Annotated in this window: 26 protein-coding genes; 12 read left to right on the top strand and 14 right to left on the bottom strand. The window is 49.1% G+C overall.

The annotated features are described in order from the left end of the window. Positions 1 to 8 precede the first annotated feature (8 nt). Positions 9 to 1,235 (bottom strand): nucleoside recognition domain-containing protein, encoded by a 1,227-nt coding sequence (locus tag L2712_RS11660; RefSeq protein ID WP_248977869.1) that lies wholly within the window; start codon positions 1,233 to 1,235, stop codon positions 9 to 11. A gap of 88 nt (positions 1,236 to 1,323) precedes the next feature. Between L2712_RS11660 and rsmF the strand changes: the two genes are divergently transcribed. Beyond that, a complete protein-coding gene (gene rsmF, locus L2712_RS11655; RefSeq protein WP_248977868.1) occupies positions 1,324 to 2,775 on the top strand; it encodes a 16S rRNA (cytosine(1407)-C(5))-methyltransferase RsmF in 1,452 nt (483 codons plus the stop codon). Between the two features lie 298 nt (positions 2,776 to 3,073). Here rsmF and L2712_RS11650 read toward each other — a convergent pair whose 3' ends face one another. The 8 genes from L2712_RS11650 to apbC all read right to left on the bottom strand — a co-directional run bounded on the left by L2712_RS11650 (position 3,074) and on the right by apbC (position 9,643). Continuing rightward, the gene (locus L2712_RS11650) at positions 3,074 to 3,856 is read right to left on the bottom strand and encodes a TatD family hydrolase (RefSeq protein ID WP_248977867.1); all 783 of its coding nucleotides are present in this window, start codon (positions 3,854 to 3,856) and stop codon (positions 3,074 to 3,076) included. Positions 3,857 to 3,901: 45 nt separating this feature from the next. Beyond that, positions 3,902 to 4,228 (bottom strand): PilZ domain-containing protein, encoded by a 327-nt coding sequence (locus L2712_RS11645; protein WP_033539550.1) that lies wholly within the window; start codon positions 4,226 to 4,228, stop codon positions 3,902 to 3,904. A gap of 6 nt (positions 4,229 to 4,234) precedes the next feature. Beyond that, on the bottom strand, positions 4,235 to 5,170 hold the full coding sequence (gene holB, locus L2712_RS11640) for a DNA polymerase III subunit delta' (protein ID WP_283104826.1): 936 nt from the start codon (positions 5,168 to 5,170) through the stop codon (positions 4,235 to 4,237). Beyond that, positions 5,170 to 5,799: a dTMP kinase gene (tmk, locus tag L2712_RS11635; RefSeq protein ID WP_248977866.1), complete on the bottom strand. Its 630-nt coding sequence runs from the start codon at positions 5,797 to 5,799 to the stop codon at positions 5,170 to 5,172. The genes holB and tmk overlap by 1 nt, the downstream gene beginning before the upstream one ends. Further along, positions 5,796 to 6,803, bottom strand: a complete 1,008-nt coding sequence (gene mltG, locus L2712_RS11630; RefSeq protein ID WP_248977865.1) for an endolytic transglycosylase MltG — start codon at positions 6,801 to 6,803, stop codon at positions 5,796 to 5,798. Before mltG ends, tmk begins: the two co-directional genes overlap by 4 nt. After that, positions 6,800 to 7,633, bottom strand: a complete 834-nt coding sequence (gene pabC / locus L2712_RS11625) for an aminodeoxychorismate lyase (RefSeq protein ID WP_033539546.1) — start codon at positions 7,631 to 7,633, stop codon at positions 6,800 to 6,802. Before pabC ends, mltG begins: the two co-directional genes overlap by 4 nt. 250 nt (positions 7,634 to 7,883) lie before the next feature. Next, positions 7,884 to 8,519: a uridine kinase gene (gene udk / locus L2712_RS11615; protein ID WP_033539545.1), complete on the bottom strand. Its 636-nt coding sequence runs from the start codon at positions 8,517 to 8,519 to the stop codon at positions 7,884 to 7,886. 11 nt (positions 8,520 to 8,530) lie between these two features. Next, positions 8,531 to 9,643: an iron-sulfur cluster carrier protein ApbC gene (gene apbC, locus L2712_RS11610; RefSeq protein WP_033539544.1), complete on the bottom strand. Its 1,113-nt coding sequence runs from the start codon at positions 9,641 to 9,643 to the stop codon at positions 8,531 to 8,533. 159 nt (positions 9,644 to 9,802) lie between these two features. On the opposite strand from apbC, the gene metG reads away from it, so the two are divergent. Further along, positions 9,803 to 11,824, top strand: a complete 2,022-nt coding sequence (metG, locus tag L2712_RS11605) for a methionine--tRNA ligase (RefSeq protein WP_248977864.1) — start codon at positions 9,803 to 9,805, stop codon at positions 11,822 to 11,824. A gap of 94 nt (positions 11,825 to 11,918) precedes the next feature. Here the strand turns inward: metG and L2712_RS11600 are convergent, their stop codons facing one another. After that, a complete protein-coding gene (locus L2712_RS11600) occupies positions 11,919 to 12,671 on the bottom strand; it encodes a Nif3-like dinuclear metal center hexameric protein (RefSeq protein ID WP_033539542.1) in 753 nt (250 codons plus the stop codon). A 210-nt stretch (positions 12,672 to 12,881) separates the two neighbouring features. Between L2712_RS11600 and L2712_RS11595 the strand changes: the two genes are divergently transcribed. After that, a complete protein-coding gene (locus L2712_RS11595; protein WP_248977863.1) occupies positions 12,882 to 13,226 on the top strand; it encodes a hypothetical protein in 345 nt (114 codons plus the stop codon). Between the two features lie 92 nt (positions 13,227 to 13,318). On the opposite strand, the gene L2712_RS11590 is transcribed toward L2712_RS11595, so the two are convergent. After that, the gene (locus L2712_RS11590; protein WP_248977862.1) at positions 13,319 to 13,810 is read right to left on the bottom strand and encodes an outer membrane lipoprotein; all 492 of its coding nucleotides are present in this window, start codon (positions 13,808 to 13,810) and stop codon (positions 13,319 to 13,321) included. Positions 13,811 to 13,862: 52 nt separating this feature from the next. On the opposite strand from L2712_RS11590, the gene aat reads away from it, so the two are divergent. The 3 genes from aat (at position 13,863) to infA (ending at position 15,616) form a co-directional block, all read left to right on the top strand. After that, entirely contained in the window at positions 13,863 to 14,573 is a 711-nt protein-coding gene (gene aat, locus L2712_RS11585) for a leucyl/phenylalanyl-tRNA--protein transferase (RefSeq protein ID WP_248977861.1), read from the top strand. Beyond that, positions 14,563 to 15,267, top strand: coding sequence for an arginyltransferase (locus tag L2712_RS11580; protein WP_033539538.1), 705 nt, complete (start codon positions 14,563 to 14,565; stop codon positions 15,265 to 15,267). Before aat ends, L2712_RS11580 begins: the two co-directional genes overlap by 11 nt. 130 nt (positions 15,268 to 15,397) lie before the next feature. Beyond that, complete coding sequence (gene infA, locus L2712_RS11575) at positions 15,398 to 15,616, top strand: translation initiation factor IF-1 (protein ID WP_011865366.1); 219 nt, start codon at positions 15,398 to 15,400, stop codon at positions 15,614 to 15,616. 144 nt (positions 15,617 to 15,760) lie between these two features. Here infA and clpA read toward each other — a convergent pair whose 3' ends face one another. Then, positions 15,761 to 18,019 (bottom strand): ATP-dependent Clp protease ATP-binding subunit ClpA, encoded by a 2,259-nt coding sequence (gene clpA, locus L2712_RS11570; protein ID WP_088904882.1) that lies wholly within the window; start codon positions 18,017 to 18,019, stop codon positions 15,761 to 15,763. 35 nt (positions 18,020 to 18,054) lie between these two features. Further along, positions 18,055 to 18,363: an ATP-dependent Clp protease adapter ClpS gene (gene clpS / locus L2712_RS11565; protein ID WP_011865364.1), complete on the bottom strand. Its 309-nt coding sequence runs from the start codon at positions 18,361 to 18,363 to the stop codon at positions 18,055 to 18,057. A gap of 245 nt (positions 18,364 to 18,608) precedes the next feature. On the opposite strand from clpS, the gene cspD reads away from it, so the two are divergent. Next, on the top strand, positions 18,609 to 18,815 hold the full coding sequence (cspD, locus tag L2712_RS11560; protein ID WP_011865363.1) for a cold shock domain-containing protein CspD: 207 nt from the start codon (positions 18,609 to 18,611) through the stop codon (positions 18,813 to 18,815). A 90-nt stretch (positions 18,816 to 18,905) separates the two neighbouring features. On the opposite strand, the gene L2712_RS11555 is transcribed toward cspD, so the two are convergent. Then, positions 18,906 to 21,125, bottom strand: coding sequence for an NADP-dependent isocitrate dehydrogenase (locus L2712_RS11555; protein ID WP_248977860.1), 2,220 nt, complete (start codon positions 21,123 to 21,125; stop codon positions 18,906 to 18,908). 283 nt (positions 21,126 to 21,408) lie between these two features. On the opposite strand from L2712_RS11555, the gene rluE reads away from it, so the two are divergent. The 5 genes from rluE (at position 21,409) to purB (ending at position 25,900) form a co-directional block, all read left to right on the top strand. Further along, on the top strand, positions 21,409 to 22,134 hold the full coding sequence (rluE, locus tag L2712_RS11550) for a 23S rRNA pseudouridine(2457) synthase RluE (protein WP_235363920.1): 726 nt from the start codon (positions 21,409 to 21,411) through the stop codon (positions 22,132 to 22,134). Positions 22,135 to 22,145: 11 nt separating this feature from the next. After that, positions 22,146 to 22,619, top strand: coding sequence for an NUDIX hydrolase (locus tag L2712_RS11545; RefSeq protein ID WP_248977859.1), 474 nt, complete (start codon positions 22,146 to 22,148; stop codon positions 22,617 to 22,619). A 141-nt stretch (positions 22,620 to 22,760) separates the two neighbouring features. Continuing rightward, positions 22,761 to 23,876 carry a tRNA 2-thiouridine(34) synthase MnmA gene (gene mnmA / locus L2712_RS11540; protein WP_248977858.1) on the top strand — a complete coding sequence of 372 codons (1,116 nt, stop codon included), beginning with the start codon at positions 22,761 to 22,763 and terminating at the stop codon, positions 23,874 to 23,876. Positions 23,877 to 23,879: 3 nt separating this feature from the next. Further along, entirely contained in the window at positions 23,880 to 24,497 is a 618-nt protein-coding gene (gene hflD / locus L2712_RS11535) for a high frequency lysogenization protein HflD (RefSeq protein WP_248977857.1), read from the top strand. Between the two features lie 32 nt (positions 24,498 to 24,529). Beyond that, on the top strand, positions 24,530 to 25,900 hold the full coding sequence (gene purB / locus L2712_RS11530) for an adenylosuccinate lyase (protein ID WP_033539532.1): 1,371 nt from the start codon (positions 24,530 to 24,532) through the stop codon (positions 25,898 to 25,900). Positions 25,901 to 25,908: the final 8 nt, after the last annotated feature.

The raw sequence follows: 25,908 nt of genomic DNA, 5'->3' as shown, positions 1-25,908 counted from the left end.
CATATTACTTAACCATAAAACTGATAACAGACCCAGATGGCGGCGCAGATCCCTGCAAAGTCTGCGCTAAGCCCACACACTAACGCGTGGCGACCATTACGTATCCCCACGGCGCCAAAATAGACGGCTAGCACATAAAAAGTGGTCTCAGTACTCCCCTGTAGGACCGCCGCCAAACGTCCGGCAAACGAATCTACCCCATGATACTGCATGGTTTCCAGCATCATAGCCCGCGCGCCAGAGCCGCTAAAGGGCTTCATCAGCGCTGTCGGCAAGGCATCGATAAAGCGGGTATCGCCGCCTAATAAGTTAACCAGTGCTGCAATCACCCCAAGCAGATAATCGAGAGCCCCTGAGGCGCGCAGTAATGCAATCGCCAGCAACATGGCTAACAGATAGGGAATAAGCTTTACTGCCTGGGTAAATCCCTCTTTGGCGCCACTCACAAATTCATCATAGACCTCCACCTTGCGTAGCCCTGCGACCAAGATAAAACTAAAAATCAGTAGCACTAAGATGCCATTGCCCATCGTTGTTGAAAATTCGCCGATAGCATTCACAGTCAAGGTACCGAGGTAGAAAACCAACGCCGACATTGCAGCCAGCAGCAGGGCGCCATACCCGAGTATGACGCTATTAAATAACGATATCCTTTGATACAGCGCCACGACCAATACACCAACCAGGGTCGAAGCCGTCGTCGCCAACAAGATAGGTAGAAAGATATCCGCCGGCGCCTCGGCACCTTGCTGGGCGCGGTAGAGGAATACCGTCACGGGAACTAAGGTCACCGAGGAAGTATTGAGCACCAGAAAAAGGATCTGTGCGTTGGTGGCCACACTCTTCACCGGATTGAGCGTTTGCAAGTCATGCATCGCCTTAAGCCCTAAAGGGGTTGCAGCGTTGTCCAGTCCGAGTACATTGGCAGTCAGATTCATTGTCACACTGCCAAAAGCGGGATGCCCTCTTGGCACCTCTGGCATCAGGCGACTTAGCAAGGGCTCAAATAGCCGTGCAAAAACACCGACTACACCTGCTTTTTCACCGACACGCATTAACCCCATCCACAAAGACAAGACGCCAATCAACCCCAAGGCAATTTCGGCGGCCAACTTGGCACTGGCAAATAGGGCATCGACCACAGCAGACAATATCTGCCATTGGCCTTGAAACAGGCTAATGGCGATCGCCACTAAGGCAACGACAAAAAAGGCAAACCAAACACGATTTAACACCCGGGACTCCTTTCACCCAAAGCTTTACTCAAGGCGCAATAATGGATGTGGTATACTGCCGAATAACAATATCTCTTTTCTGCTTCCTATGGTTCAACTAAATCAAAAATTTATCAATAGCATAGCTAAAGATATGCCGGATCATCTCTCGATGGATGAGTTTATCAGCTACTGTGCCAAGCCCCTTCGCCCTTCTATCAGGGTTAACACTCTCAAAATAGCAACTTCAGACTTCATCACGCTGATGAGTGCCAAAGGCTGGCTATTCGAGCCGGTACCTTGGTGTGTTGACGGATTTTGGGTAAAGGTCGACGAGTCGGTGCAGTTAGGCAACACCATAGAGCACATTCAAGGGCTATTTTATATTCAGGAGGCCAGCTCTATGCTGCCGCCTACGGCTCTCTTTCCCGAGCCTATAGAGGATGCAGCTTCCCTGACTGTACTCGATATGGCGTCTGCCCCTGGCTCAAAAACCACTCAGCTGGCCGCCATGATGAACAATCAAGGCTTACTGGTCGCCAATGAATACTCCTCCAGCCGCGTGAAGGTACTGCATGCCAATATGTTGCGTATGGGCGCCAGCAATATAGCGCTAACACACTTCGATGCCAGAGTATTTGGTCAGTACCTTTATGAGACATTCGATGACATATTGCTCGATGCCCCCTGCGGCGGCGAAGGCACAGTACGTAAAGATCCCGACGCACTCAAACACTGGGACGAAGATGAGATTGAAACCATCGCTGCGGTCCAGCGCGACCTTATCGAGTCGGCGTTTTTGGCGTTAAAACCTGGCGGCTCTTTGGTCTATTCAACCTGTACCCTAAACCGACGTGAAAACCAAGATGTGTGCCTACACCTCAAAGCCAAATATGGTGAGGCTGTGCAGTTTGAATCCCTTGCAGCACTATTTCCCGGCGCCGAAAAGGCCAGTACCGACGAGGGCTTTTTACATGTCTGGCCACAGATCTTTGACAGCGAAGGCTTCTTTATCGCCAAGATTTCAAAATTGTCCACTGTTCCTCGCGCTGATGAGGAGCCTCGCAGACAGAAGAATTTTCCCTTCGCGTCTGCGGGCAAGAAAACCAGTCAGGCGCTGTGCGACTACTTTGACACTAGCTTTGGGATCGATCTCACTACGCGGGGCGAGATAATGCAAAGAGACGATGAATTTTGGTTGTTCCCCTACAATATTCAACCGCTCATCGGCAAGATACGTTTTCAGCGCATTGGCCTCAAACTGGCCGATGCATTAAAGAAAGGCTTTAAGCCCCGCCATGAAGCCTTGATGGCGCTGTCCAATAATACGCAAGGGATCCCGCTGGACGAAGTTCAGGCGATTCAATACCTAATGGGACGTGACATTACTTTAGCCAATAAAGAGAAACCTCAAGGTGAGCAGTTGGTTAGCTACCATGGGGCCCATTTAGGCCTGGTAAAACATTTGGGACATAAACTCAAAAATAGCCTGCCACGGGATCTGGTGCGAGATAAAATCTGCCATTCTGAAATGAGTGAAGTTGAACCGATATCCAAGTAGATCGACTTAAGTCGATCCTTCTGCGGAGGCCTCAATTACCAGTTGAAAACATTTTGTTACAATTTGACTGAATATTTACCAAGGGTAGCTCGGCAGTGAGGCTGAGTTTGACTACACTAAAAGCCTGAGACAAATTCGAGGCAATCTCAAACAGTAGCGCACGGCTCTGCAAAGAGCCATTCCCCTAGACCCAGAACAATTGGAATAGTTTTGGGTCTTTTTTTGTCTCAAATATCTAGAAGCTATTATATAGAGACAATACAGGGATCGATATTTAAAGCCCTAACCTTTCACCAGCCTAGACCTGCTTAGCTGCGTCTTTAAACAGCCTAAAGAAGTTGTCACCGGTATATTGAGCAAGTTCTTCATACTTCTCGCCACGCAGTTCGGCCACGAACTCGGCCACATCACGTACAAATGCAGGCTGATTCTCTTCACCGCGATGGGGAACAGGTGCAAGGTAAGGCGCATCAGTCTCCACTAGGAGTCTGTCTTTAGGTACCTTACGGATAACGGAGCGCAACTCCCCTGCATTTTTAAAGGTGACAATGCCAGATACTGAGATATAAAAGCCGAGATCGATAGCGGCCTTCGCCATCTCCCAATTTTCAGTAAAGCAGTGCAGTACTCCACCGACTTTGTCGGCCTGGCCCGCTTTTAACATGGCAATGGTATCTTCGCGCGCATCACGGGTATGAACGATAAGCGGCTTATCAACCTCTACCGCCAAGGCGATCTGCTGCTCAAAGCAAGTTTGTTGCAACGCCTTGGTTTCACCAGAGTAGTAATAATCTAATCCTGTTTCACCGATGGCGACCACTTTAGGATCTTTGAGGTAAGCATGTAACTGCGCCGTATCAAGCCCCTCCTGCACATCAAGCGGATGTACACCTGCCGACAAGAACACCTGTTCAAACTCTGCCATTTTCGCCTGCATGGCCGCGAAACCTTGCTGACGAACATTGACGCACAAAAAGTACTCCACACCTCTGGCCTTAGCCTGGGCAAGTATATTTTTCAATGAGTCCTGATCTGGCGCCGCCTTTAGACGATCAAGATGGCAATGGGAATCGATAAGCACGCAAAAATCCTAAGTCACTACTAAAAGGAGGCAAAGGATAGCTATCTACATAGTGCAGGTCAAATCGCCTGAAGCGAGTTCGCGAGAAAGTAGGTTTTCGATATGATGTTTATGGGTAGAGGCATCGGTAACGATCTTTACCCCTATGCCTGCTGGTCGACCGCCCGAGGCGCCCAACGGATTGATCCAAACAACCAAGCCTTGAAACTCATGACGAACGGTAGAACCAGGCAGTTGATAGGCAATGGTTAACTCCTGCCCTAAATAATGGCTCTCAGTTGTAGCCACAAATAAGCCCGCCGGCTGGATAAAGGGCATGTAAGCTCTATATAGCTGATGTAATGTATCAAAATTAACCACGAGATCGACCATATTATTTTAACTTGTTGTTAGCGACTGATACTCTAAGATAAACGCCTGAAAAACGGCCATAAAATTCACATTGGGCATCATACTCAAGCTATGATACGTCTCCATCACCTCGGCTGCAAATTTTGTTATCTTAATGTTAATTAGCGCATCAGCATTTTTCTGCTTGACCAGTTTTTGTCGTAGAACAACATACAAAACTTTAAGTGCATCAGAAACTTGCTTTTCATTTATATTAGTTAAGTTAGCACACAGGTGTCCAGACGACAAACTTTGTATCCAGGCTTTTCTAAGGCTAACCAAGGTCTCATAACGCTCATCTTTTAAAGCACTTAACAGATCGACAGGTCCGCCGACCACAGGCAAGCACCAGGTGACATCGCGCTCCAGGCTAAACTGCTCGTTAAGCCAAGTCTGTACCGCTTGCCTGCTAGGCAACTGGCAATGTAAGCGCTGACAACGGCTACTTATGGTAGCCATCAAACGGCTGGGGGTATCACTCTGGAGCAGTAGCAATGTTTGCTTTCCTGGCTCTTCCAAGGTTTTCAACAAGGCATTGGCTGCCGCCGTGTTGAGGCGCTCACAGTTTTTCAGTACTGCCACCCGCATCCCGCCCTGCTGAGCGGTTGCCGTCAGTTTCTGACACAGTTCACGTACTTGATCGACCTTGATCTGATTCCCATCGGCCTCGAGATGATAAAAATCCGGATGATTACCCGCAGCAAATAACTGACAGCTCTTGCAGACGCCGCAACCTCCTGTGGTCGTTGTCGCCGTGCAAAGAGCGGCTTGGGCTAATGTCTGCGCCAGCTCCATGCCACCGTAGCCTTGGTGAATCCCCAACAGGTAGGCATGCCCTTGCTGTCCCGTCATCAGCTGATGACAAAAAGATGCGGTAGGCTCTGTTAACCAAGGCAGTAGCATAGTCCCTTCCTGTCTCATCATTACCAATCTTGGCGCTGTAGCACAGCTAAGATCTCTTTATGCACTTCAGCCATCGTCTGACTTGCATCGATCACCACGATAGACTCGTCCTCGTTAGCGATTTTCAGATAGGTCGCCCTGGCACGCTCGAAAAAGCTCAGGGCCTGCTGCTCAATTCTATCTAACGCGCCACGATCCCTTGCTCTTTGCAGCCCAAGCTTTGGGTCGATATCCAAGTATAAGGTGAGATCGGGTTTAAAACCCTTTAGGGTCGCCTGGCTCACGGCCTCGACCAAAGGCATCAATTGACGACCACCACCTTGGTAAGCCAAAGAGGAAAGATTGTGACGATCACCTAGTACCCAACGGCCCTTTGCTAATGCTGGCTTGATCACATTGGCAACCAGTTGAGCCCTAGCGGCATAGATGAGTAAACACTCTGACTCGTCACACAAGGGGTCATTCGGATCGGCAATTTTAACCAAGTCACGAATGCGCTCGGCCAACGGTGTTCCACCCGGTTCACGAGTGCAAACGGGCGCCTCACCGTTATGCTTTTCAATAAAGTCTCTGACCAAGGCGATGGCACTGGATTTACCTGCCCCCTCCAAGCCCTCAATAACAATAAATTTCGCGCTGCTTTGCTTCATCGATTTCTCTGGTATTTATCTACAGCACGGTTGTGCTCGTTTAATGTTTTAGAAAAGATATGGCTGCCGTCATTCTTCGACACGAAATAGAGGTAATCAACATCAGCTGGTTGCGCCGCCGCCATTAAGGATGCTGTGCTTGGGGCAGCTATGGGAGTTGGCGTCAAACCATTAATACGATAAGTATTGAATGGCGTTTGCTCCCGCAGATCTTTGCGTGTGATGTTACCTTGATATCGATCACCCATCCCATAGATCACGGTTGGATCGGTCTGCAAACGCATCCCCTTACGCAACCTATTGGTAAATACCGCCGAGATCCACGGGCGTTCACTGGCCTTGCCTGTCTCTTTCTCAATAATAGAGGCCATGATAAGCAGCTCATAAGGACTTTTTAACGGGATGCTTTTATCCCGCTGTTGCCAGGCCTTATCGAGTTCCTGCTGCATCTTTTGGTAACTCTGCTGCAAAATCACCAACACAGAATCACCGGCGCCATAATGATAGGTATCTGGGTAAAACTTACCTTCGGGCAAGTTGGACTCATCACCATTATTTCGCAGCACTCGCAGGAAAGGCTCCTCCTGCCACTGAATGCGAGGCAACTGCTTCAGAAGTGCTCGCCACTCTTTGATACTTTGACCTTCGATAAGGGTAACTGAAAACACCATCTCACGTCCCTGATTGAGCTTCTCAAGCAACTCGATAATGCTCTCATTCGGGGTGATTTGATACAAACCACTGCGGATCTTGGCTAGCTCAGGATGTAGCTTGACCAACACCTTAAGCTTCCAAAGCTCATCTATGGCACCGGTTTGCTCCAATGCCAAAGCCATCTGCGAAAAAGAGGTACCGCGAGCAACTTCAAATTCCATAGGCTGTTGAAGCTTAAGGGGCGTCTGGCTATAACTCACCACACTTTGATAAACCCAATATAAACCTACCGCACTCACACATAGCAGGGTGAAGAGTGTTGCAAGCACACCAATAATCAGTTTTCTCATAACGTTAGTTTTAATTCTTGCCTAATGTTTGCCAGCAGCGGGCTTAGGCTAAATGAATGGTTATCTATTTGGGTAATGCCAACGGCCCCAAACAAGCTATTACTGGCCAGGACATGGTCAAATTTGGCGAGTTCACTGGGCAACACCTGACGCGCCTCAACATTAAAACCGGCAGCGACAAACCAGAGTATCAACTGCTCACGCATCACTCCCGCCACACCAGAAAAATGCAGGCTCGGCGTTACCAGTGTTTGTCCTTGAATAAAAAAGAGGTTTGCCATAGACGCTTCAACAATACCTGTATCAGTGTCGCAGACCAGCCAATCATCAAAGCCTTCGGCGAGCGCCTGAGCCCTGATCAACACTTGCTCGAGTCGATTTAAGTGTTTAATGCCGGCCAGCAGCGCCTGCTTGGCCAGACGCACCTGACTGGTTTGCAGTCTGATGCCTGTTTCTTGCCACTGGCGATAATGAGCAGGGATCTCATGAAGCGATATGACCTCTGTTAGCTGCGGGCTTTGTGGTGGCATGTAACCTCGTCCACCGACGCCTCTGCTAATGAGTAGCTTAAGACAAAAATCGTTTGAATACTGGGTATCGCCCTGCGCGCAAGCTTCTGCCAGTTGACTACGCAATGCCTGAGTCGCTTGCCAAGGGATCCCCAAGCGCTTCGCGCCTTGTGCTAATCGCAGTAGATGGTTTTCTAGGAAGGCTATCTCACCACCTTGGCAACGCATGGTAGCAAAAAGGCCGTCGCCATAGGCGAGGCCTCTGTCGAGCGCCGACACGCTAGTGTTTCGCTGACCGTTAATCCAAATCGCGTCAGACATTAGTTGTCCTGGCTGATCCGACTAGCAAGGGCTTCTTGCAGAGCGTTGTATTGGGAACACTAAGCACGATATAAGGAGCCCTATGGCCTTGAAATACGCAGAACTGATCACTTAATTTAACATCGCCACTAACGCCACTTAGGGTATCAGCACCCAGACGCGGCGCGATCACAATATTGCCGTGGTCTAAACATGTTTCAATGTCTAAATCAGTTAAACGCATCCCAGCCGAACTCCCAAAATACCTAATCTATTTTGCTAAAAGATGTTGAATTCTAGCTTTTAATATATCGGTCGCAATGCGGTTTTTACCACCGCGAGGCACAATAATGTCAGCGTATTGTTTAGAAGGATCAATAAACTGCAGGAACATAGGACGCACAGTCTGAGTATACTGCTGCATGACTGACTCCATAGTGCGGCCACGCTCTGCCACATCACGCGTCAAGCGGCGCATAAAACAGATATCCAGCGGCGTATCCATAAACACGCTGGCATCCATCTTCTCACGCAGATTTGGATCGGTTAGCAGTAAGATCCCTTCAAGAATAATCACCTTCTTCGGGGTCATAGTGACAGTCTCAGCCAAACGTGTATGTTCTGTGTAGCTATACTGAGGAATTTCCACCGCCTGACCGTTTTTCAGCGCGCTAAGGTGCTCGCACAAGAGTTGATGATCCAGTGCCTTGGGGTGATCATAATTGGTCAATACTCGCTGATCCATCGACAGATGACTCTGATCTTTATAATAAGCATCTTCGGCAATCACACCTATCTGGTCAGTGCCCAAATCACGACATAACTCCTCATAGATAGTCTTCGCGATTAGACTCTTACCCGACGCCGATGCCCCAGCGATACCAATTATGACACATTGCGAATTCATGCTTTTAAACCTTACTCATCATCTGAAATTGAAATAGATACGACACTCTGTGTCTGGCTCAGGGCAAGTTGTGCCCCGACTTTTCTGGCAATCTCCTTATACAGCAAGGCCACTTGGCTCTCACCGTCGGCGACCACAGTCGGTACACCTTTATCCACATCCTCACGAATATTGAGTTGCAGCGGCAATTGGCCAAGCAACGGTACATTATAGCGCTCAGCCATCTTAAGACCGCCATCTTCGCCGAAGAGGTGTTCCTTATGACCACAATCACTACAAATATGGAAGCTCATATTTTCCACTATGCCCAGCACAGGTATATTCACCTTCTGGAACATGCTTATTCCCTTCTTGGCATCTGCCAGGGCGATATCCTGCGGCGTAGTCACCACAACGGCACCGCTAACAGGCACCTTTTGCGACAAGGTGAGCTGAATATCACCTGTCCCTGGTGGCATGTCGATCACCAAGTAATCCAGTTCTGGCCACAAGGTCTCGTTGAGGAGCTGTGCTAAGGCGCCCGCCGCCATAGGGCCGCGCCACACGGCAGCTTCATCACCACTGACAATAAAACCAATCGACTGTGCAGCGATGCCATGGGCCTCGGCAGCCGTCATCATCTTGCCGTCAGGCGAAACTGGGTTAAAGTTGGGCACACCAAGCATTAAAGGAATTGAGGGACCATAAATATCGGCGTCGAGTATACCCACCTTGGCGCCTTCGGCTGCGAGCGCCAACGCCAGGTTCACCGAAGTGGTTGATTTCCCCACGCCGCCTTTACCAGAAGCTACGGCGATCACCTGCTTGACGTTTGGTAAGGGTTCAACGGCGCCAGAAGAGATAACGGCAGGTTGAAAATCGATTTCACATTCCACTTCATCGATGGCATCAAGCACAGCTAACTTATTGGTGATTGCCATAACGGTGTCGCGATACTGGCTCTGACAGGGATAAGGATAACAAAGCCCAAGTTGCAATCGCTTGCCTTCGATATCTAGCTTGGTCACACAACCTGCGCTCACCAAACCTTGCATTAAATAGGGATCTTGATGGGCATCTAAAATCGCCAAAACCGGACCAAGCAGATCATCACTGAGATGATAATTCTGAGACGCTGAAGACAAAACGACTACCTCCGAAAATAAATTTGAATAAGTGTATCAGAAAAACTCCTCATATTCGGATAGATTTAATTCACTTAAAGCAGCTTTTGATGAAACTTTAGCGATGATCGGTTAGTATCTATGCCATTCTTTTTGGGCACTTACTGATTTAGAGACAAGATGGCAACTTCACAACGTAAAATTCTCGTGACCAGCGCACTTCCGTACGCCAATGGCCCCATACATTTAGGTCACATGCTTGAATATATTCAAACCGATATCTGGGCGCGTTTTCAAAAGCTACGCGGCCACGAATGTCACTATATCTGTGCAGACGATGCCCACGGCACACCCATCATGCTTAAAGCACAACAGCTGGGCATGGCGCCTGAAGAGATGATCGCTCAGGTACAGAAAGAACATCAGCAAGATTTTGCCGACTTTAATATCCAGTTCGATAACTTCCACAGTACTCACAGCGATGAGAACCGTGAACTGGCAAGCGAGATCTACTTAAAGCTGCGCGATGGCGGCTATATCAAGTCGAAAACCATCTCTCAGCTATTCGACCCTGAAAAGTCTATGTTCCTGCCGGATCGCTTCGTCAAAGGCACCTGCCCTAAGTGTAAGTCTGTCGATCAATATGGCGACAACTGTGACAGCTGCGGCGCGACCTACAGCCCAACGGATCTGATCGATCCTAAGTCTGCGGTATCAGGCGCAACACCTGTGATGAAAGAAACTGAGCACTTCTTCTTCGACCTTCCCGCCTTCGAAGAGATGTTAAAAGAGTGGACCCGCTCAGGCTCACTGCAACAAGAGATGGCCAACAAGCTGGGCGAATGGTTCGACCAAGGCCTACAGCAATGGGATATCACCCGTGATGCCCCCTATTTTGGTTTCGAGATCCCTGATGCGCCGGGTAAATTCTTCTACGTCTGGCTCGATGCGCCTATCGGTTATATGGGCTCATTCAAAAACCTGTGTAACAAGCGTAGCGACCTAAGCTTCGACGAGTTCTGGGCCAAAGACTCTACCGCCGAGGTGTACCACTTCATCGGTAAGGATATCGTTTACTTCCACAGCCTCTTCTGGCCAGCCATGCTTGAAGGTGCGGGTTACCGCAAGCCAAACAGCGTATACGCCCATGGTTATGTGACGGTAAACGGCGCCAAGATGTCAAAATCTAAGGGCACCTTTATCAAGGCCAGAACCTATCTGGATAACTTAAACCCTGAGTACCTGCGTTACTACTACGCGGCTAAACTCAGCAGCCGTATCGATGACCTAGACCTTAACCTGGAAGACTTCGCTCAACGCGTCAACTCAGATCTCGTGGGTAAATTGGTTAACCTCGCCTCACGCACCGCAGGCTTTATCAGCAAGCGTTTCGATGGCAAGCTCGCCAAGGTAGCCGATACCAGCCTGAGCGAGACCTTCCTCGCCAAAGCCGATACGATTGCCGAGTTTTACGAAACCCGCGAATTTGGTAAAGCAATGCGTGAAATCATGGCGCTTGCCGATATCGCCAACGCCTATGTTGCCGATGCTGCACCTTGGCAGCTGGTGAAGCAGGAAGATAAGCAAGAGGAAGCCCATCAGGTGTGTAGCAATGCGCTGAACCTGTTCCGCATCCTGGTTACTTATCTTAAGCCTGTGTTGCCTAAACTGGCCCAGGATGTTGAGACCTTCCTGCAACTTGAACTGACTTGGGATGACTTAGCCAAAGATCTTAGCGGTCACGAAATTGCGCCATTCAAGGCCCTGATGCAGCGCGTCGAAATGAAAAACATCGAAGCCATCATTGAAGCCTCGACCGAAAACCTGCAGGTAACTGAAGCCCCTAAAAGCCAGCTGGATCTTGACCCCATCAGCGAAGAGATCAGCTTCGATGATTTTGCCAAGTTGGATCTGCGTATCGCTCGCATCGCCAAGGCAGAGCATGTACCTGAAGCCAACAAGCTACTTAAGCTGCAACTCGACCTAGGTGGCGAAACCAAGCAGGTCTTTGCCGGTATCAAGTCAGCCTATGCTCCAGAAGACCTGGAAGGCAAGCTAACTGTGATGGTGGCCAACCTGGCACCACGTAAGATGCGTTTCGGCATGTCTGAAGGTATGGTGCTTGCCGCAGGACCGGGTAAAAAAGATCTGTGGATTCTGGAGCCCCATGAAGGCGCTCAACCTGGCATGCGAGTCAAGTAAGCCAAATCCCCTTTGATTTAAAGCAAAAAGGCCGCTAATTAGCGGCCTTTTCTTTTAGGTTATCACCTAATAATAAGCTCAGTTCACAGCGCCACTACACTGGGTTGTGGATATCCACAAAGTGATGGGTCAAGCCAAACTCATTCGCCAGATGCTCGCCCAATGCCTTGATACCAAATCTTTCTGTGGCGTGGTGACCCGCAGCGTAATAATGAATATTTTGCTCTACGGCGCTATGGAATGTGCGCTCAGATACTTCGCCGCTAATAAAGGCATCGACACCTAGCTCTACCGCGATGTCGATATAATCTTGAGCGCCGCCACTGCACCAGGCCAGATGATGGATAGCTTTATCACTCTCGCCAAGATGCAGCGCCTCACGTCCTAGCACGCTGGCAAGATGAGCAGCAAACGCACTTGGCGCCATAGGTTCATCCAAACGTCCTTGCCACACAAGGCCTTGAGCAACCCCTTCTACCGATTCCGCATCGATAATGCCTAGCTCTCGAGCCAGCTCAGCATTGTTACCCAGCATAGGGTGACCATCGAGCGGAAGATGATAGCCATAAAGATTAATATCATTATTAATCAGCGTCTTAATACGGCGATACTTCATGCCGGTAATGGTCTCTGACTCACCTTTCCAAAAGAAACCATGGTGCACCAGCAGGGCATCGGCATTTAGCTCAACTGCTCTATCGATCAACGCCTGACAGGCGGTCACTCCAGTCACAATCGTCTTTATTCGCTCCTTGCCTTCCACCTGTAAACCGTTGGGGGCATAGTCCTTGTAATTGCCCACCTGCAGAAATTCCGTAAGGTAGCGGGTTAATGCTGTGCGATTCATCTAAGCTCCTAATCTGAATCAGATAAGATAAGCCAACCTCTCACTCAAGCACGAAAAATTAGCTGTGATATTAGCGCCTAGTTTAGCCATATCTGGGGCTCAGTTCATAGAAATACGTTGAATTTCTGTGAAAATTGGACATTTCGGGCGTTTCAACTATAAAATTAGGCCAAACCTTCAATTACACATTAAAAGAAATAGGTTAATACTATGTCAAAGTTGACCAAAGAAGAGGTAATTAGCTCACTCGAAACGGCCTTGAGTAAAGCCCAGGGTAAGAGCGTGACTATCGAGCAGAAAGGAAGCTGGTATAAGATCGATGGTGGTAAATCTCTTCGTTTTAGCGATTTAGAGGCCATGTTGGCCGAGCAAGGCACGGCGGCTCCAGCTGCAAAAACCACACCTAAAGCAGAAAAGCCAAAGGCTGCTCCTAAGAAGGCGGCGCCAGTAAAGGCTAAAGCTACTGCTAGCAAATCAACTTCTGGCGGTATGACGCCAAAAGAGCTATGGCGAGCCAAGCTTGCAGGTAAAGGACAACTACCTCGCGGTTTCTAAGGTAAACCGGTAAATACTGCGTAAATAATGCAGAAGAAAGGAGCCTAGCGGCTCCTTTCTTGTTTGTACTATTGCTCAACACATAATGCCAGCTACATGGCCAGATCGACCCGCACCCGGCCTTGCAGGTACACCACTCTAACTTCATCATCGACATTAAAAATCATACCTGGGTCATAATCTTGGATAACCATCACCTCTTGGCCATCTTCATAGCGGATCATCAACTCCACGAGTTTGAGTTGCTGATAATAATCGTCGCCCGATCTGTGGCCTATACCGCCACCTATTAAGGCACCTAATACGGTCGCCACGTCCTTACCGCTACCACCACCAAACTGGTGACCTATGACGCCGCCTATGAGCGCGCCGCCAAATGTACGCCAACCCTGATTACGATCTTCAACTAATTGAGTTTGTGTAATATTGCGCACCGAAGTTACATAGCCATATTCGACCTTCTCAACTGGCACCGCTTGATTCCGCTCATAGGCTGCATCCACACTAGCACACAGACCCAAACTTGCCGCTAAGATAAAAACTGACCAAATAAGGCGAAAGTGAAGCGCTGCAGGTTTCAACATAAGAGGTTTTCCGCTAACTTATAAAGAGGCCGATAACTAATTTTACTCAATTGTGAACTCACTGTCCTATTTAAATCATGAACTGGCAAAGTTCCCCTCACCGGAGTTTGCCTTAACCGATCCAAACGGACTCTTGGCCATCGGTGGCGATCTTCACCCCAAGCGACTACTCAACGCCTATTATGAGGGGATTTTTCCTTGGTTTAACGAAAACGACCCCATACTCTGGTGGTCGCCAGACCCGCGTGCCGTATTCGTACCGGGTGCACTCAAGGTTAGTCGTAGCCTCAAGCGTCACATCAAGCGAAGCCGGTGGCATTTCAGCGTTAACCGCGCTTTTAATCAGGTAATTGAAAACTGCGCCCTCACTCGCCAAGGCAAGGAAGGCACCTGGATCACAGCTGAAATTCAAACAGCCTATAAAGCCCTTCATCAGCAGCACAAGGCGCATTCGGTGGAGGTATGGGATGATAATAAGCTCATCGGTGGCCTCTATGGGGTCGCCATCGGCCAGGTATTTTGTGGCGAGTCCATGTTTCACCTGCAAAGCAATGCCTCCAAGGCCGCCATGGCGATGTTGCATCAACATCTTCTCGCACACAAGTACCGCCTAATCGATGCCCAGGTCATGAATCCTCATCTGGCGTCACTGGGCGCAAAAGCGCTTAAGCGTAACGATTTCATCAACTTGTTGAAGCGTTTTCGCGATGTTGAAGTCGCCAGCGATGCCTGGCATCCCCAAGAGGTGCAGCTTGAGCTCTAGATCCGATACCATTCAAGTGGGCATGACCCACACTTTCGACTGCAGTTACCTGCCCAACAAACAAGAACAACTGTTGGTACTGCAAGAAGAATCGCTCGACTTAACCTTGTTTGAAAAGTTACTCGCCTTAGGGTTTAGACGCAGTGGCGAAACCATATACAAGCCTCATTGTCCCCACTGCCAGGCTTGTCTGCCAATAAGGATCCCCGTAGGCGCTTTTCAGCCCTCACGTCGGCAAAAGCGCACCCTAAAGCAAAATCAGGATATCAGCTGGTCTCTGGTTGATGCCTGCAGCGACGAGCACTATGCATTGTACGAGACATACATCAAGGCGCGTCATCACGACGGTCCCATGTACCCGCCATCGAGAGAACAATACGATCATTTCGTGCAGTGCAGTTGGCATCCCCCCCAATTGCTGGAACTCAGGCTTCAAGGCAAACTCATCGGCGTTGCAGTGACCGATATACTGCCTAACAGCCTATCCGCCATCTATAGCTTTTTTGCGCCTGAATTGGATAAACGTTCTCTGGGATCCTTTATGATCCTACTGCAGTGCCAGCTTGCAAAACAGATGAATAAAGCACATGTTTATCTAGGTTATCAGATCCATGAGTCGCGTAAGATGAATTACAAGACCGCCTATCACCCCTATGAGATCTTAACCACAAACGGTTGGCAACGAAGCGAATAAAGCGAAGAAATCAGAAAAAAGAAAGCAAACAGATATTTGCCCAGATAACGAACACCTCTTTACAGCAGCACCAATTTGCGGCATGATACGCCCGTTTTTAATATTTGAAGGCTAACAGGATAACTGATTAATGGCGAAAGAAGACAACATTGAGATGCAAGGCACTATTCTTGAAACCTTGCCAAATACAATGTTTCGAGTAGAGCTAGAGAATGGTCACGTAGTAATCGCCCATATCTCAGGCAAAATGCGTAAAAACTACATCCGTATTCTGACGGGTGATAAGGTCACTGTACAGCTGACCCCTTATGATTTGAGCAAAGGGCGCATCGTCTTCCGTTCACGCTAAAGTTAGCTAACGAAATAAAAACCGGCAGAGCCGGTTTTTTTTGTTCCTGCACGGATAGTTCCTGACCAGAGAACAGGCGGCGTTATCCTTTGTGATAAGCCCATGACAAATCATAAAAAAGGCTGCAATTGCAGCCTTTTTTCTTTATGTCTGTGTCAGCTTTTCCGGTCGCTCGACCTTAATGCTCAGCTTATCACCGTCAACATCAACATAGGCCGTACCGCCCTTCTCAAGTTGGCCAAAGAGGATCTCATCGGCAAGCGGACGTTTAATCATCTCGGTGACCACGCGCGCCATTGGCCGCGCGCCCATCGCCTTATCATAGCCCTTCTCGGCCAGCAAGGTTCTGGCTTCATCGCTCACCTCAAGCACCACAGATTTCTCATCAAGCTGCGCCTGTAACTCGACCAGGAACTTATCAACCACCTTGGCAATCACTGTCATATCCAGATGATTGAACCAGATGATCTCATCTAAGCGGTTTCTAAATTCAGGCGAAAAGACTCGATTAATCTCAGACAAGGCGTCCTGACTATGATCTTGCTGCTTAAAGCCAATCGATTTACGCACAGTCTCCTGCACACCGGCGTTAGTGGTCATCACTAAGGTCACGTGCCTAAAGTCCGCCTTACGGCCATTGTTGTCCGTCAAGGTGCCGTGATCCATCACCTGAAGCAACAGGTTATAGACATCGGGATGCGCTTTTTCTATCTCATCGAGCAATACCACACAGTGAGGGTTCTTTATCACTGCATCGGTCAACAAACCACCCTGATCGTAACCAACATAGCCTGGTGGTGCACCGATAAGGCGAGACACGGTATGACTCTCCATGTACTCAGACATATCAAAACGCACCAGCTTGAGGCTAAGACAGGACGCCAGTTGGCTGGTTACCTCGGTTTTACCTACACCGGTTGGCCCGGCAAACAAAAAGCTCCCCACAGGCTTGTGAGCGCCGCTCAGACCACTGCGTGACAGGCGTATCGCCGAGCTAAGTGCTTCAATGGCCTTATCTTGACCAAATACCACCATCTTGAGATTACGCTCAAGATTTTTCAGCATATCCTTGTCGTTTGCCGAAACAGTCTTCTCAGGGATCCGCGCCATCTTGGCGATAATCGACTCGATCTCTGCCTGGCCTATGGTCTTCTTACGCTTGCTAGCAGGTTGCATCGCCATACGAGCCCCTGCCTCATCGATAACGTCTATCGCCTTATCTGGCAAGTGTCTGTCATTGATATGCTTATCCGATAGCTTAGACGCAACCGAGAGTGCTGCCAGCGTATAGCGCACACCATGGTGCTCTTCATACTTGCTCTTGAGGCCTTGTAGGATCTTGGTGGTTTCTGCCACCGAAGGCTCATTAATATCGACTTTCTGGAAGCGTCTTGCCAGGGCCCGATCTTTCTCAAAGATACTCTGGTATTCCTGGAAAGTGGTTGAGCCCATGCAACGCAGGTGACCGCTAGACAGAAGCGGTTTTAATAAGTTAGACGCATCCATCACACCGCCTGACGCGGCGCCGGCACCAATGATGGTGTGGATCTCGTCGATAAACAAAATTGCATGTTCGTCTTGCGCCAGCTCCTTAAGTAGGCTCTTGAAACGTTTCTCAAAATCCCCGCGGTATTTGGTGCCCGCCAGCAGTGCACCAAGATCTAAAGAGTAGACGGTGGCATCAGCCATCACCTCGGGCACTTCATCGTTAACGATGCGATAGGCTAAACCTTCAGCGATTGCCGTCTTACCCACGCCCGCTTCACCCACCAATAGCGGGTTATTCTTACGACGGCGACATAAGATCTGAATCGAGCGCTCAATTTCATCGGCGCGGCCAATCAGAGGATCAATATTGCCCTTGCGTGCCTCTTCGTTGAGATTCGCAGTAAATTGCGACAGCTTACTGCGCTCTTCCGGTTCGCTATTATCTTCAATCTGCTCAGGCTCTTGGGCATTGTCCAATTCATCGCGCGCAACACCGTGCGAGATGTAGTTCACCACATCAAGACGGGTGATCTCACCGTTGCGTAACAGGTACACCGCCTGGGATTCCTGCTCGCTAAAAATAGCCACTAAGACATTGGCGCCGGTGACTTCATTGCGACCAGAAGACTGCACATGAAAAACCGCGCGCTGCAGAACACGCTGAAAACCTAAGGTGGGTTGGGTTTCTCTATCATCATTTGGGTCGCTGATAATAGGAGTGGTTTGTTCGATGAAACTCGACACATCTTCTCTTAGTTTGTCGAGATTCGCACCGCAGGCCAATAACGCCTCTTGGGCCGCTGGATTGTCGATTAACGCCAATAGCAGATGCTCTACGGTCATGTATTCGTGCCGCGCGTCTCTGGCTTGCTGAAACGCCAGATTCAAGGTGACCTCTAAATCTTTATTTAACATAAGCACCCCCTAAAATAATCACAAAACTTCGATCTTCAGGCTTTCTCTAATGAACACAGTAACGGATGTTGGTTTTGTCTTGCAAACTGATTTACTTGTGCGACCTTAGTTTCTGCAATGCCAAAAGGGAAAACGCCGCAAATTCCCTTACCCTGATGATGTATCGCCAACATGATATCTGTGGCTTCTTGTTCGTTTTTATTAAAAAAGAGTTGTAACACCTCGATGACAAAGTCCATCGGGGTATAGTCATCGTTGTTTAAGATCACTTTGTACATAGAAGGCGGCATAAGCTCTGTTTCCGCGCGCTCTTCAATGTGCTCAATATTACCTACTTTACCCATATTTCAATATTAGCCTCTAGTTTTGGCTTCTTCCAAATGTTACTACCTACCCAGGATAAACCTATCACTCATCCGACCATTAAAACCATTTCCCGGTGTTCCCGCGCCAATTGTTGCCTTTTTGTTAAATTAATCTTGACATCCGCTTTTACTGGTTTCATTCTGTTCAACGAGCGGTGAATTTACCCCGCCTCATTAAGTTTTACTATCTTACTGGTCAGTAAACAACAGAAGGAAGTGGAAGTATGGCAAACGGAACTGTGAAATGGTTCAACAACGCCAAAGGATTCGGGTTTATCTGCCCTGAAGCTGGTGGTGAAGACGTTTTCGCACACTATTCTACCATTGAAATGGAAGGCTATCGAACTCTAAAAGCAGGCCAATCAGTCCAATTCGAGGTGGAACAGGGGCCTAAAGGGATGCACGCGTCAGCGATATCGCCCACTAAATAGTGGGTTTAAAAAAACAAAAAAGGCAGGGATAACCCTGCCTTTTTTATTTACTGTGAAAAAGGCGCACAAGGCGCCTTTTTCAACCTGCTATTAGCTTAACAGCTGATTAAGTGTTGCACTTGGACGCATCGCCGCTGTTGCCTTAGCAGCATCCAGGCGATAGTAACCACCCAAGTCAACTGCCGGACCCTGTGCACCGTTTAACTCTGCAACTATCTTAGCTTCGTTATTGGCAAAGGCTTCCGCTAATGGCGCAAACTTAGCCTTAAGCTCGGCATCACTGTCTTGCGCTGCTAATGCCTGAGCCCAGTACATGGCCAGATAGAAGTGGCTACCACGGTTATCCAGCTCACCCACACGACGTGAAGGCGAACGATTCTCGTCGAGGAACTTACCGATGGCATTATCCAATGCATCGGCCAATACCTGGGCCTTAGGATTATCATAGTTTTGGCTCAAGTGCTCGAGTGAGGCACCAAGGGCCAAAAACTCACCGAGAGAATCCCAGCGCAGGTGACCTTCTTTCTCCACCTGTTGAACATGCTTAGGCGCACTACCACCAGCACCTGTCTCAAACAATCCACCACCACTCATCAATGGTACGATTGAGAGCATCTTAGCACTGGTACCCAGCTCAAGAATTGGGAAAAGGTCCGTTAAGTAGTCACGCAATACGTTACCCGTCACCGAAATGGTATCCAGGCCTTGTTTGATTCGCTCCAGTGAGAAACGAGTGGCTTCAACCGGCGCCATGATATGGATCTCTAGGCCATCGGTATCATGCTCAGGCAGATACGCGTTCACTTTGGCAATCAGCTGAGCATCGTGGGCACGGTTCTCATCAAGCCAGAAGACGGCAGGCGTTGACGACAGACGCGCGCGGTTTACCGCCAGCTTAACCCAATCACGGATAGGCGCGTCTTTCACCTGGCACATTCTCCAGATATCACCCGCTTCCACATCGTGAGACATGAGTAGATTGCCGGCAGCATCGATAACCTTAACCACACCGTCTGCAGCCATTTCAAAGGTCTTATCATGGCTACCATACTCTTCGGCTTTCTGTGCCATCAGGCCAACATTGGGTACGCTACCCATGGTAGTTGGATTGAAAGCGCCATGCTCTTTACAGAACTGGATGGTTTCTTGGTACACACCGGCGTAGCAACGATCTGGGATCAACGCCTTGGTATCTTTCAGCTTGCCATCTGGTCCCCACATCTGACCTGATGAGCGAATAGCCGCAGGCATAGAAGCATCGATAATCACATCGCTTGGCACGTGTAGGTTAGTGATACCGCGGTCAGAATCAACCATGGCCAGGGCTGGACGCTCGGCGTAGATAGCGGCGATATCCGCTTCAATTTCGGCCTGCTTTTCCGCTGGTAGGCTAGCTATCTTGGCATAGACGTCACCGAAACCATTATTAACATCGACGCCTAGCTCTTCAAACAGCTCACCGTGTTTGTCAAATAGTGACTTGTAATAAACCTTCACCGCGTGACCAAATAAAATAGGATCTGACACCTTCATCATGGTGGCTTTCAGGTGCAGTGATAGCAGCACATCTTCAGCTTTTGCAGCCTCAATTTCGCGCTCCATATAAGCCACTAGCGCCTTCTTGCTCATGGTTGAGGCGTCAATCACTTCGCCAGCCAGCAGCTCAAGGCCAGATTTTAGCGTCTTGCTGCTGCCATCTTTACCTTCAAACAGAATATCGACACTGGTTGGCGCATCGACAGTAACAGATTGCTCACTGCCATAGAAATCACCTGCATCCATATGGGCAACGTGTGACTTAGAATCACGGCTCCAAGCTCCCATAGAGTGTGGGTTCTTTTTGGCGTAGTTCTTTACCGAAGTTGGCGCGCGGCGATCTGAGTTACCTTCACGCAATACTGGGTTTACGGCACTGCCCTTAATCTTGTCATAACGCGCCTTGATATCGGCTTCTGCATCATTTTGTGGCTCATCAGTATAGTTAGGCAGCGCGTAACCTTTTTCCTGCAGCTCTTTGATACAAGCTTTTAATTGAGGGATAGAGGCACTGATGTTAGGCAGTTTGATGATATTGGCTTCTGGCTTAGTGGCCAGCTCACCCAATTCAGCGAGGGCATCTGAGATCTGCTGTTCTGGGCTTAAAAATTCAGGAAAATTAGCAATAACACGGCCAGAGAGTGAAATATCACGAGTCTCAACACCGACGCCTGCGGCGGCAGTAAAGTGCTTGATGATTGGCAGTAAAGATAGGGTCGCGAGTGCCGGAGCTTCATCAGTCTCCGTATAGATGATCGTTGGATTGTCGTTCATTTTATTTCCTACGTTTTTGTAAAATAAATTGTTTATGAATCAAATCACTATGATGTAATTATTATAATTTTACGATGGCGAATGCGAGGCATGAAAAGGATAAACTGTAAGGGTGAACGCCCAAGGGACATGCCCTGACACTTAAACCGATTTAATGCAAAACAAAGCGCGGTTAACATCTCAAATTCTGTTCACGTTTTGCTATCGATCACATTTAATTGGCCGACATCATAAATCATTCACGCCAATATTCAAATTCCACTAATGGCGAATGCACAGTACAATGTCAGCATTAGCATACACTACCCCAGAAGTTTGCCACTTGAGTCTGACCAAACCCACAAAATCTAAAATCACTCGTCGCAGCCAAGGCCCAAAAACCTCGAGCGCCGTCAATCCCAAAGGCAAACCTCGCTTGCATAAGCCGGGGAAATTTACCTCGAAAAAGCCCAAGCCGCGTCCGGAAAATCCCATCATAGTGCTGTTCAACAAGCCATTCGATGTCTTGTGTCAGTTTACCGATGATCAAGGGCGTAAGACCCTCAAAGACTTCATCCCCATAGAAGGGGTTTACGCCGCCGGGCGTCTGGATCGCGACAGCGAAGGCCTGCTGCTACTCACCAACGACGGCGTGCTGCAATCTCGTATTACCGAACCGAAAAAGAAAACCTATAAGACCTACTGGGTGCAGGTCGAGGGCATTCCAACCGACGAGGCCATCGAAGCACTTAGAAATGGCGTGAATCTAAAAGATGGCCCAACGCTGCCGGCAAAGGTCACTCGTATGCCTCAACCTGACATCTGGCCGCGCACGCCGCCGGTAAGAGAACGCCAGCAGATCCCCACAAGCTGGTTATCAATTGAGATCTGTGAAGGACGCAACCGCCAGGTCAGGCGAATGACGGCCCATGTCGGCTACCCTACCCTCAGATTAATTCGGTATAAAATAGGTCAGTGGTGTCTAGATGAGATTAAAAACGGCGAGTATAGAGTCTTACCCCAATCCTAACGAGGTCATAGATGGAGCGCTATAAACCCAATGTCACGGTAGCCTGTGTGATCGCCTGCGAAGATAAATACCTAATGGTAGAGGAGCTTATCGATGGCAAGCTCACCTATAATCAGCCCGCAGGTCATCTGGAAGCCCATGAAAGCTTAACCCAAGCCTGCGCGCGCGAGGTGCTGGAAGAGACGGGGCTTGCCATCAAACCACAATCACTCATCAAGATTTATCAGTTTCAAGCCAATGAAGATCTGGCCTTTCTTCGCTTCACCTATGCTTGCGTTCTTGATGAGTTACTCACACCAGCGCCCCAAGACAACGCCATCTGCCGCGCCCTGTGGATGACCCTTGATGAAATAGAGCAGCGCAAAACACAGCTCAGAAGCCCTCTGGTATTGCAATGCATACACGACTATCGCCAGGGAAAACTCTTTTCGACTGACGTGGTCAATAGCCAGTTTCTCCTGTTAGCCCAAAGCCACAATGCATGATAGAATATGCCCCCGCATATTACGGCGACACATTTTCCAGATAGCAGGTCAAATTGGGATCTGCCCGACTTAGGCGAAAGCCACTTTAGACAACTGGACAAAACGCCGTAGCTACACATATTTAATTGGTTTTTAGGATTTATGGCATCAATCGAACCCAATCCAAACGGTAAAAAAGTGATCGTCGGCATGTCCGGCGGTGTTGATTCATCTGTTTCCGCCTATCTTCTCATACAGCAGGGCTATCAAGTCGAAGGCCTGTTCATGAAGAACTGGGAAGAGGACGATACCGATGAGTATTGTGCCGCGGCAGAAGATCTTAAAGACGCTCAAGCCGTTTGTGACAAGCTCGGCATCAAGCTGCACACGGTCAACTTTGCCGCAGAATACTGGGATAACGTGTTCGAATACTTCCTTGCCGAATACAAGGCCGGTCGTACCCCTAACCCAGACATCATGTGTAACAAAGAGATTAAATTCAAAGCATTTCTTGAGTTTGCCGACGATATTTTAGACGCCGACTACATTGCCATGGGGCATTACGTGCGCCGCAGCGATGCTTCGGGCCAGAGTCAGATGCTGCGTGGCGTCGATGGCAACAAAGACCAGAGCTATTTCCTCTACACCTTGAGCCACGAGCAGATCGCTCGCTCACTGTTTCCCGTTGGTGAGCTGGAAAAAAGCGAAGTGCGTGACATCGCCAAGAAGATGGGTTTAGTTACCCATGATAAGAAAGACAGCACGGGCATCTGCTTTATTGGCGAACGTAAGTTTACCGATTTTCTAAGTACCTTCTTACCAGCACAGCCTGGCAAGATAGAAACCGCCGAAGGTGAAGTGATTGGCGAGCATCAGGGCTTGATGTATCACACCCTGGGCCAACGTAAAGGTCTGGGCATTGGCGGAATGAAAAACAGCAATGACGATCCTTGGTATGTGGTAGATAAAGATCTCGAACGTAACGTATTAGTCGTCGGCCAAGGCGGTCAGCACCCTCGCCTCATGTCAGTGGGTTTCTATGCCGATCAACTGCACTGGGTCGACAGAAAAGGGCCGGCCAATGGCGCAGCGATCACAGTTAAGACGCGTTATCGCCAGCAAGACGTTGCCTGTACCCTTACCTATGAAGGGGAAGATCGCATCAAGGTTATCTTCGACGAGCCGGTAGCTGCCGTGACCCCAGGCCAGTCAGCCGTGTTTTATGACGGTGAAGTCTGCCTTGGCGGCGGTATCATAGACACCCTGATAAGAGAGTAAACCGTGAGCGAGCCGATTTTCGACAGAACCATGGCCTTTGCCGGTATTCTTCAGGCAATTGGCCAAGTACAGAAGGTCGCCAGACATGGTCAGGCTGACGATGAGATGCTTGGCGCTTGTCTAAACACCATTATGGTGACCAACCCGGACAGCACTGCCGATGTATACAGCGACAAGGCTGCATTGAATCGTGGCTACCAACTGGTGTTAAATCAGTTGGGGGATGACAAGCAGAAAGATGTTGAGATCACCCGTTACCTCATCGGCATTTTGGCGCTAGAGCGCAAGCTATCCCGCAGCGCTAACGCCATGGGCATGCTGGCCGAAAGGATCAATCAGGTACACAGACAGCTGCACCATTTTGCGATTACCGATGATCAGGTGGTCGCCAACTTTGCCGGCATCTACAGCGACATTATCAGTACCTTAGGTCCCAAAATACAGATATCGGGTAATCCCGAGTTTCTGAAACAACCTCTGGTACAACAAAAGATACGTGCCCTGCTACTGGCTGCCATGCGCAGTGCGGTGTTGTGGCGCCAACTTGGAGGCAAGCGCAGACACCTTGTCTTCTCGAGAAAAACAATAGTTGATACAGCTAAGAAAAGCCTCACCCTATAAATAATAAGCTAAGTTCATTAAAGGAGCTTCTAATGGAACTTTCCGCACTAACTGCTATCTCTCCGGTAGACGGTCGTTATGGTAGTAAAACCGCCTCATTGCGAGGGATTTTCAGCGAGTACGGCCTGACCAAATACCGTGTTCAAGTCGAAATAAACTGGCTAAAGCTGCTATCCAGCTGCCCAGAAATTGAAGAAGTTCCTCCTTTTAGCGAAGCCGCGCTGGCTTTGCTCGATCAGATCAAAGACAACTTCAGCGAAGCAGATGCCCTGCGCGTCAAGACCATCGAAGCCACCACCAACCACGATGTGAAAGCGGTCGAGTACTTTATCAAAGAGAAGATCGCGGATAATAGTGAGCTGGTTGCTATCGATGAGTTCGTGCACTTTGCCTGCACCTCTGAAGATATCAATAACCTGTCTCACGGTCTGATGCTTAGCGAAGCTCGCGAGCAGGTGCTGGTGCCTTACTGTCAGCAGATTGTAGACAGTGTTAAGAAGCTAGCGACCGAGTATCGCTCTGTGCCACTGATGTCTCGTACCCACGGCCAGCCGGCCTCTCCTTCTACCTTAGGTAAAGAGATGGCCAACGTAGCCGTGCGTCTTGAGCGTCAGCTTAAGCAGATCCAAGCGGTTGAGATCATGGGTAAGATCAACGGCGCCGTGGGCAACTACAACGCTCACCTGTCGGCCTACCCTGAAGTTGACTGGCACACCCTGTCTGAACGTTTCGTGACCAGCCTGGGACTCAACTGGAATCCTTACACCACACAGATCGAGCCACACGATTATATCGCTGAGCTGTTCGATGCCGTTGCGCGATTCAATACCGTATTGATCGATTTTGACCGTGACATCTGGGGTTATATCGCCCTGGGTCATTTCAAGCAGAAAACCGTTGCTGGTGAAATTGGTTCATCGACCATGCCGCACAAGGTTAACCCAATTGACTTTGAAAACTCAGAAGGCAACCTGGGCATCGCAAATGCTCTGATGCAACACTTGGCGGCTAAACTGCCAGTGTCTCGTTGGCAGCGCGACCTGACCGACTCTACAGTGCTACGTAACTTAGGTGTGGGCATGGCTCACGCGTTAATTGCCTACCAGGCTACCCTTAAAGGGATCAGCAAACTGGAGGTGAACGAGGTTCACCTCCGTGAAGAGCTGGACCAAAACTGGGAAGTACTGGCGGAGCCAGTTCAAACCGTTATGCGTCGTTACGGCATCGAGAAACCATACGAGAAGCTTAAAGAGCTGACCCGTGGTAAGCGTATCGATGGCGAGCAACTGGCACAGTTCATCGACAAGCTGGAACTGCCAGCTGAAGTCAAAACTGAACTCAAGAAGATGACGCCGGCAAACTATATCGGCCGCGCTGAAGCCTTTGTAGATGATCTAAAGTAATCATCCCA

Origin of the sequence: Shewanella marisflavi (genome assembly GCF_023283925.1) — a bacterium.
GTDB lineage: Bacteria > Pseudomonadota > Gammaproteobacteria > Enterobacterales > Shewanellaceae > Shewanella > Shewanella marisflavi.
The sequence above is the reverse complement of the archived record's forward strand: the minus strand, read 5'-3'. Positions and strand labels throughout refer to the sequence as shown.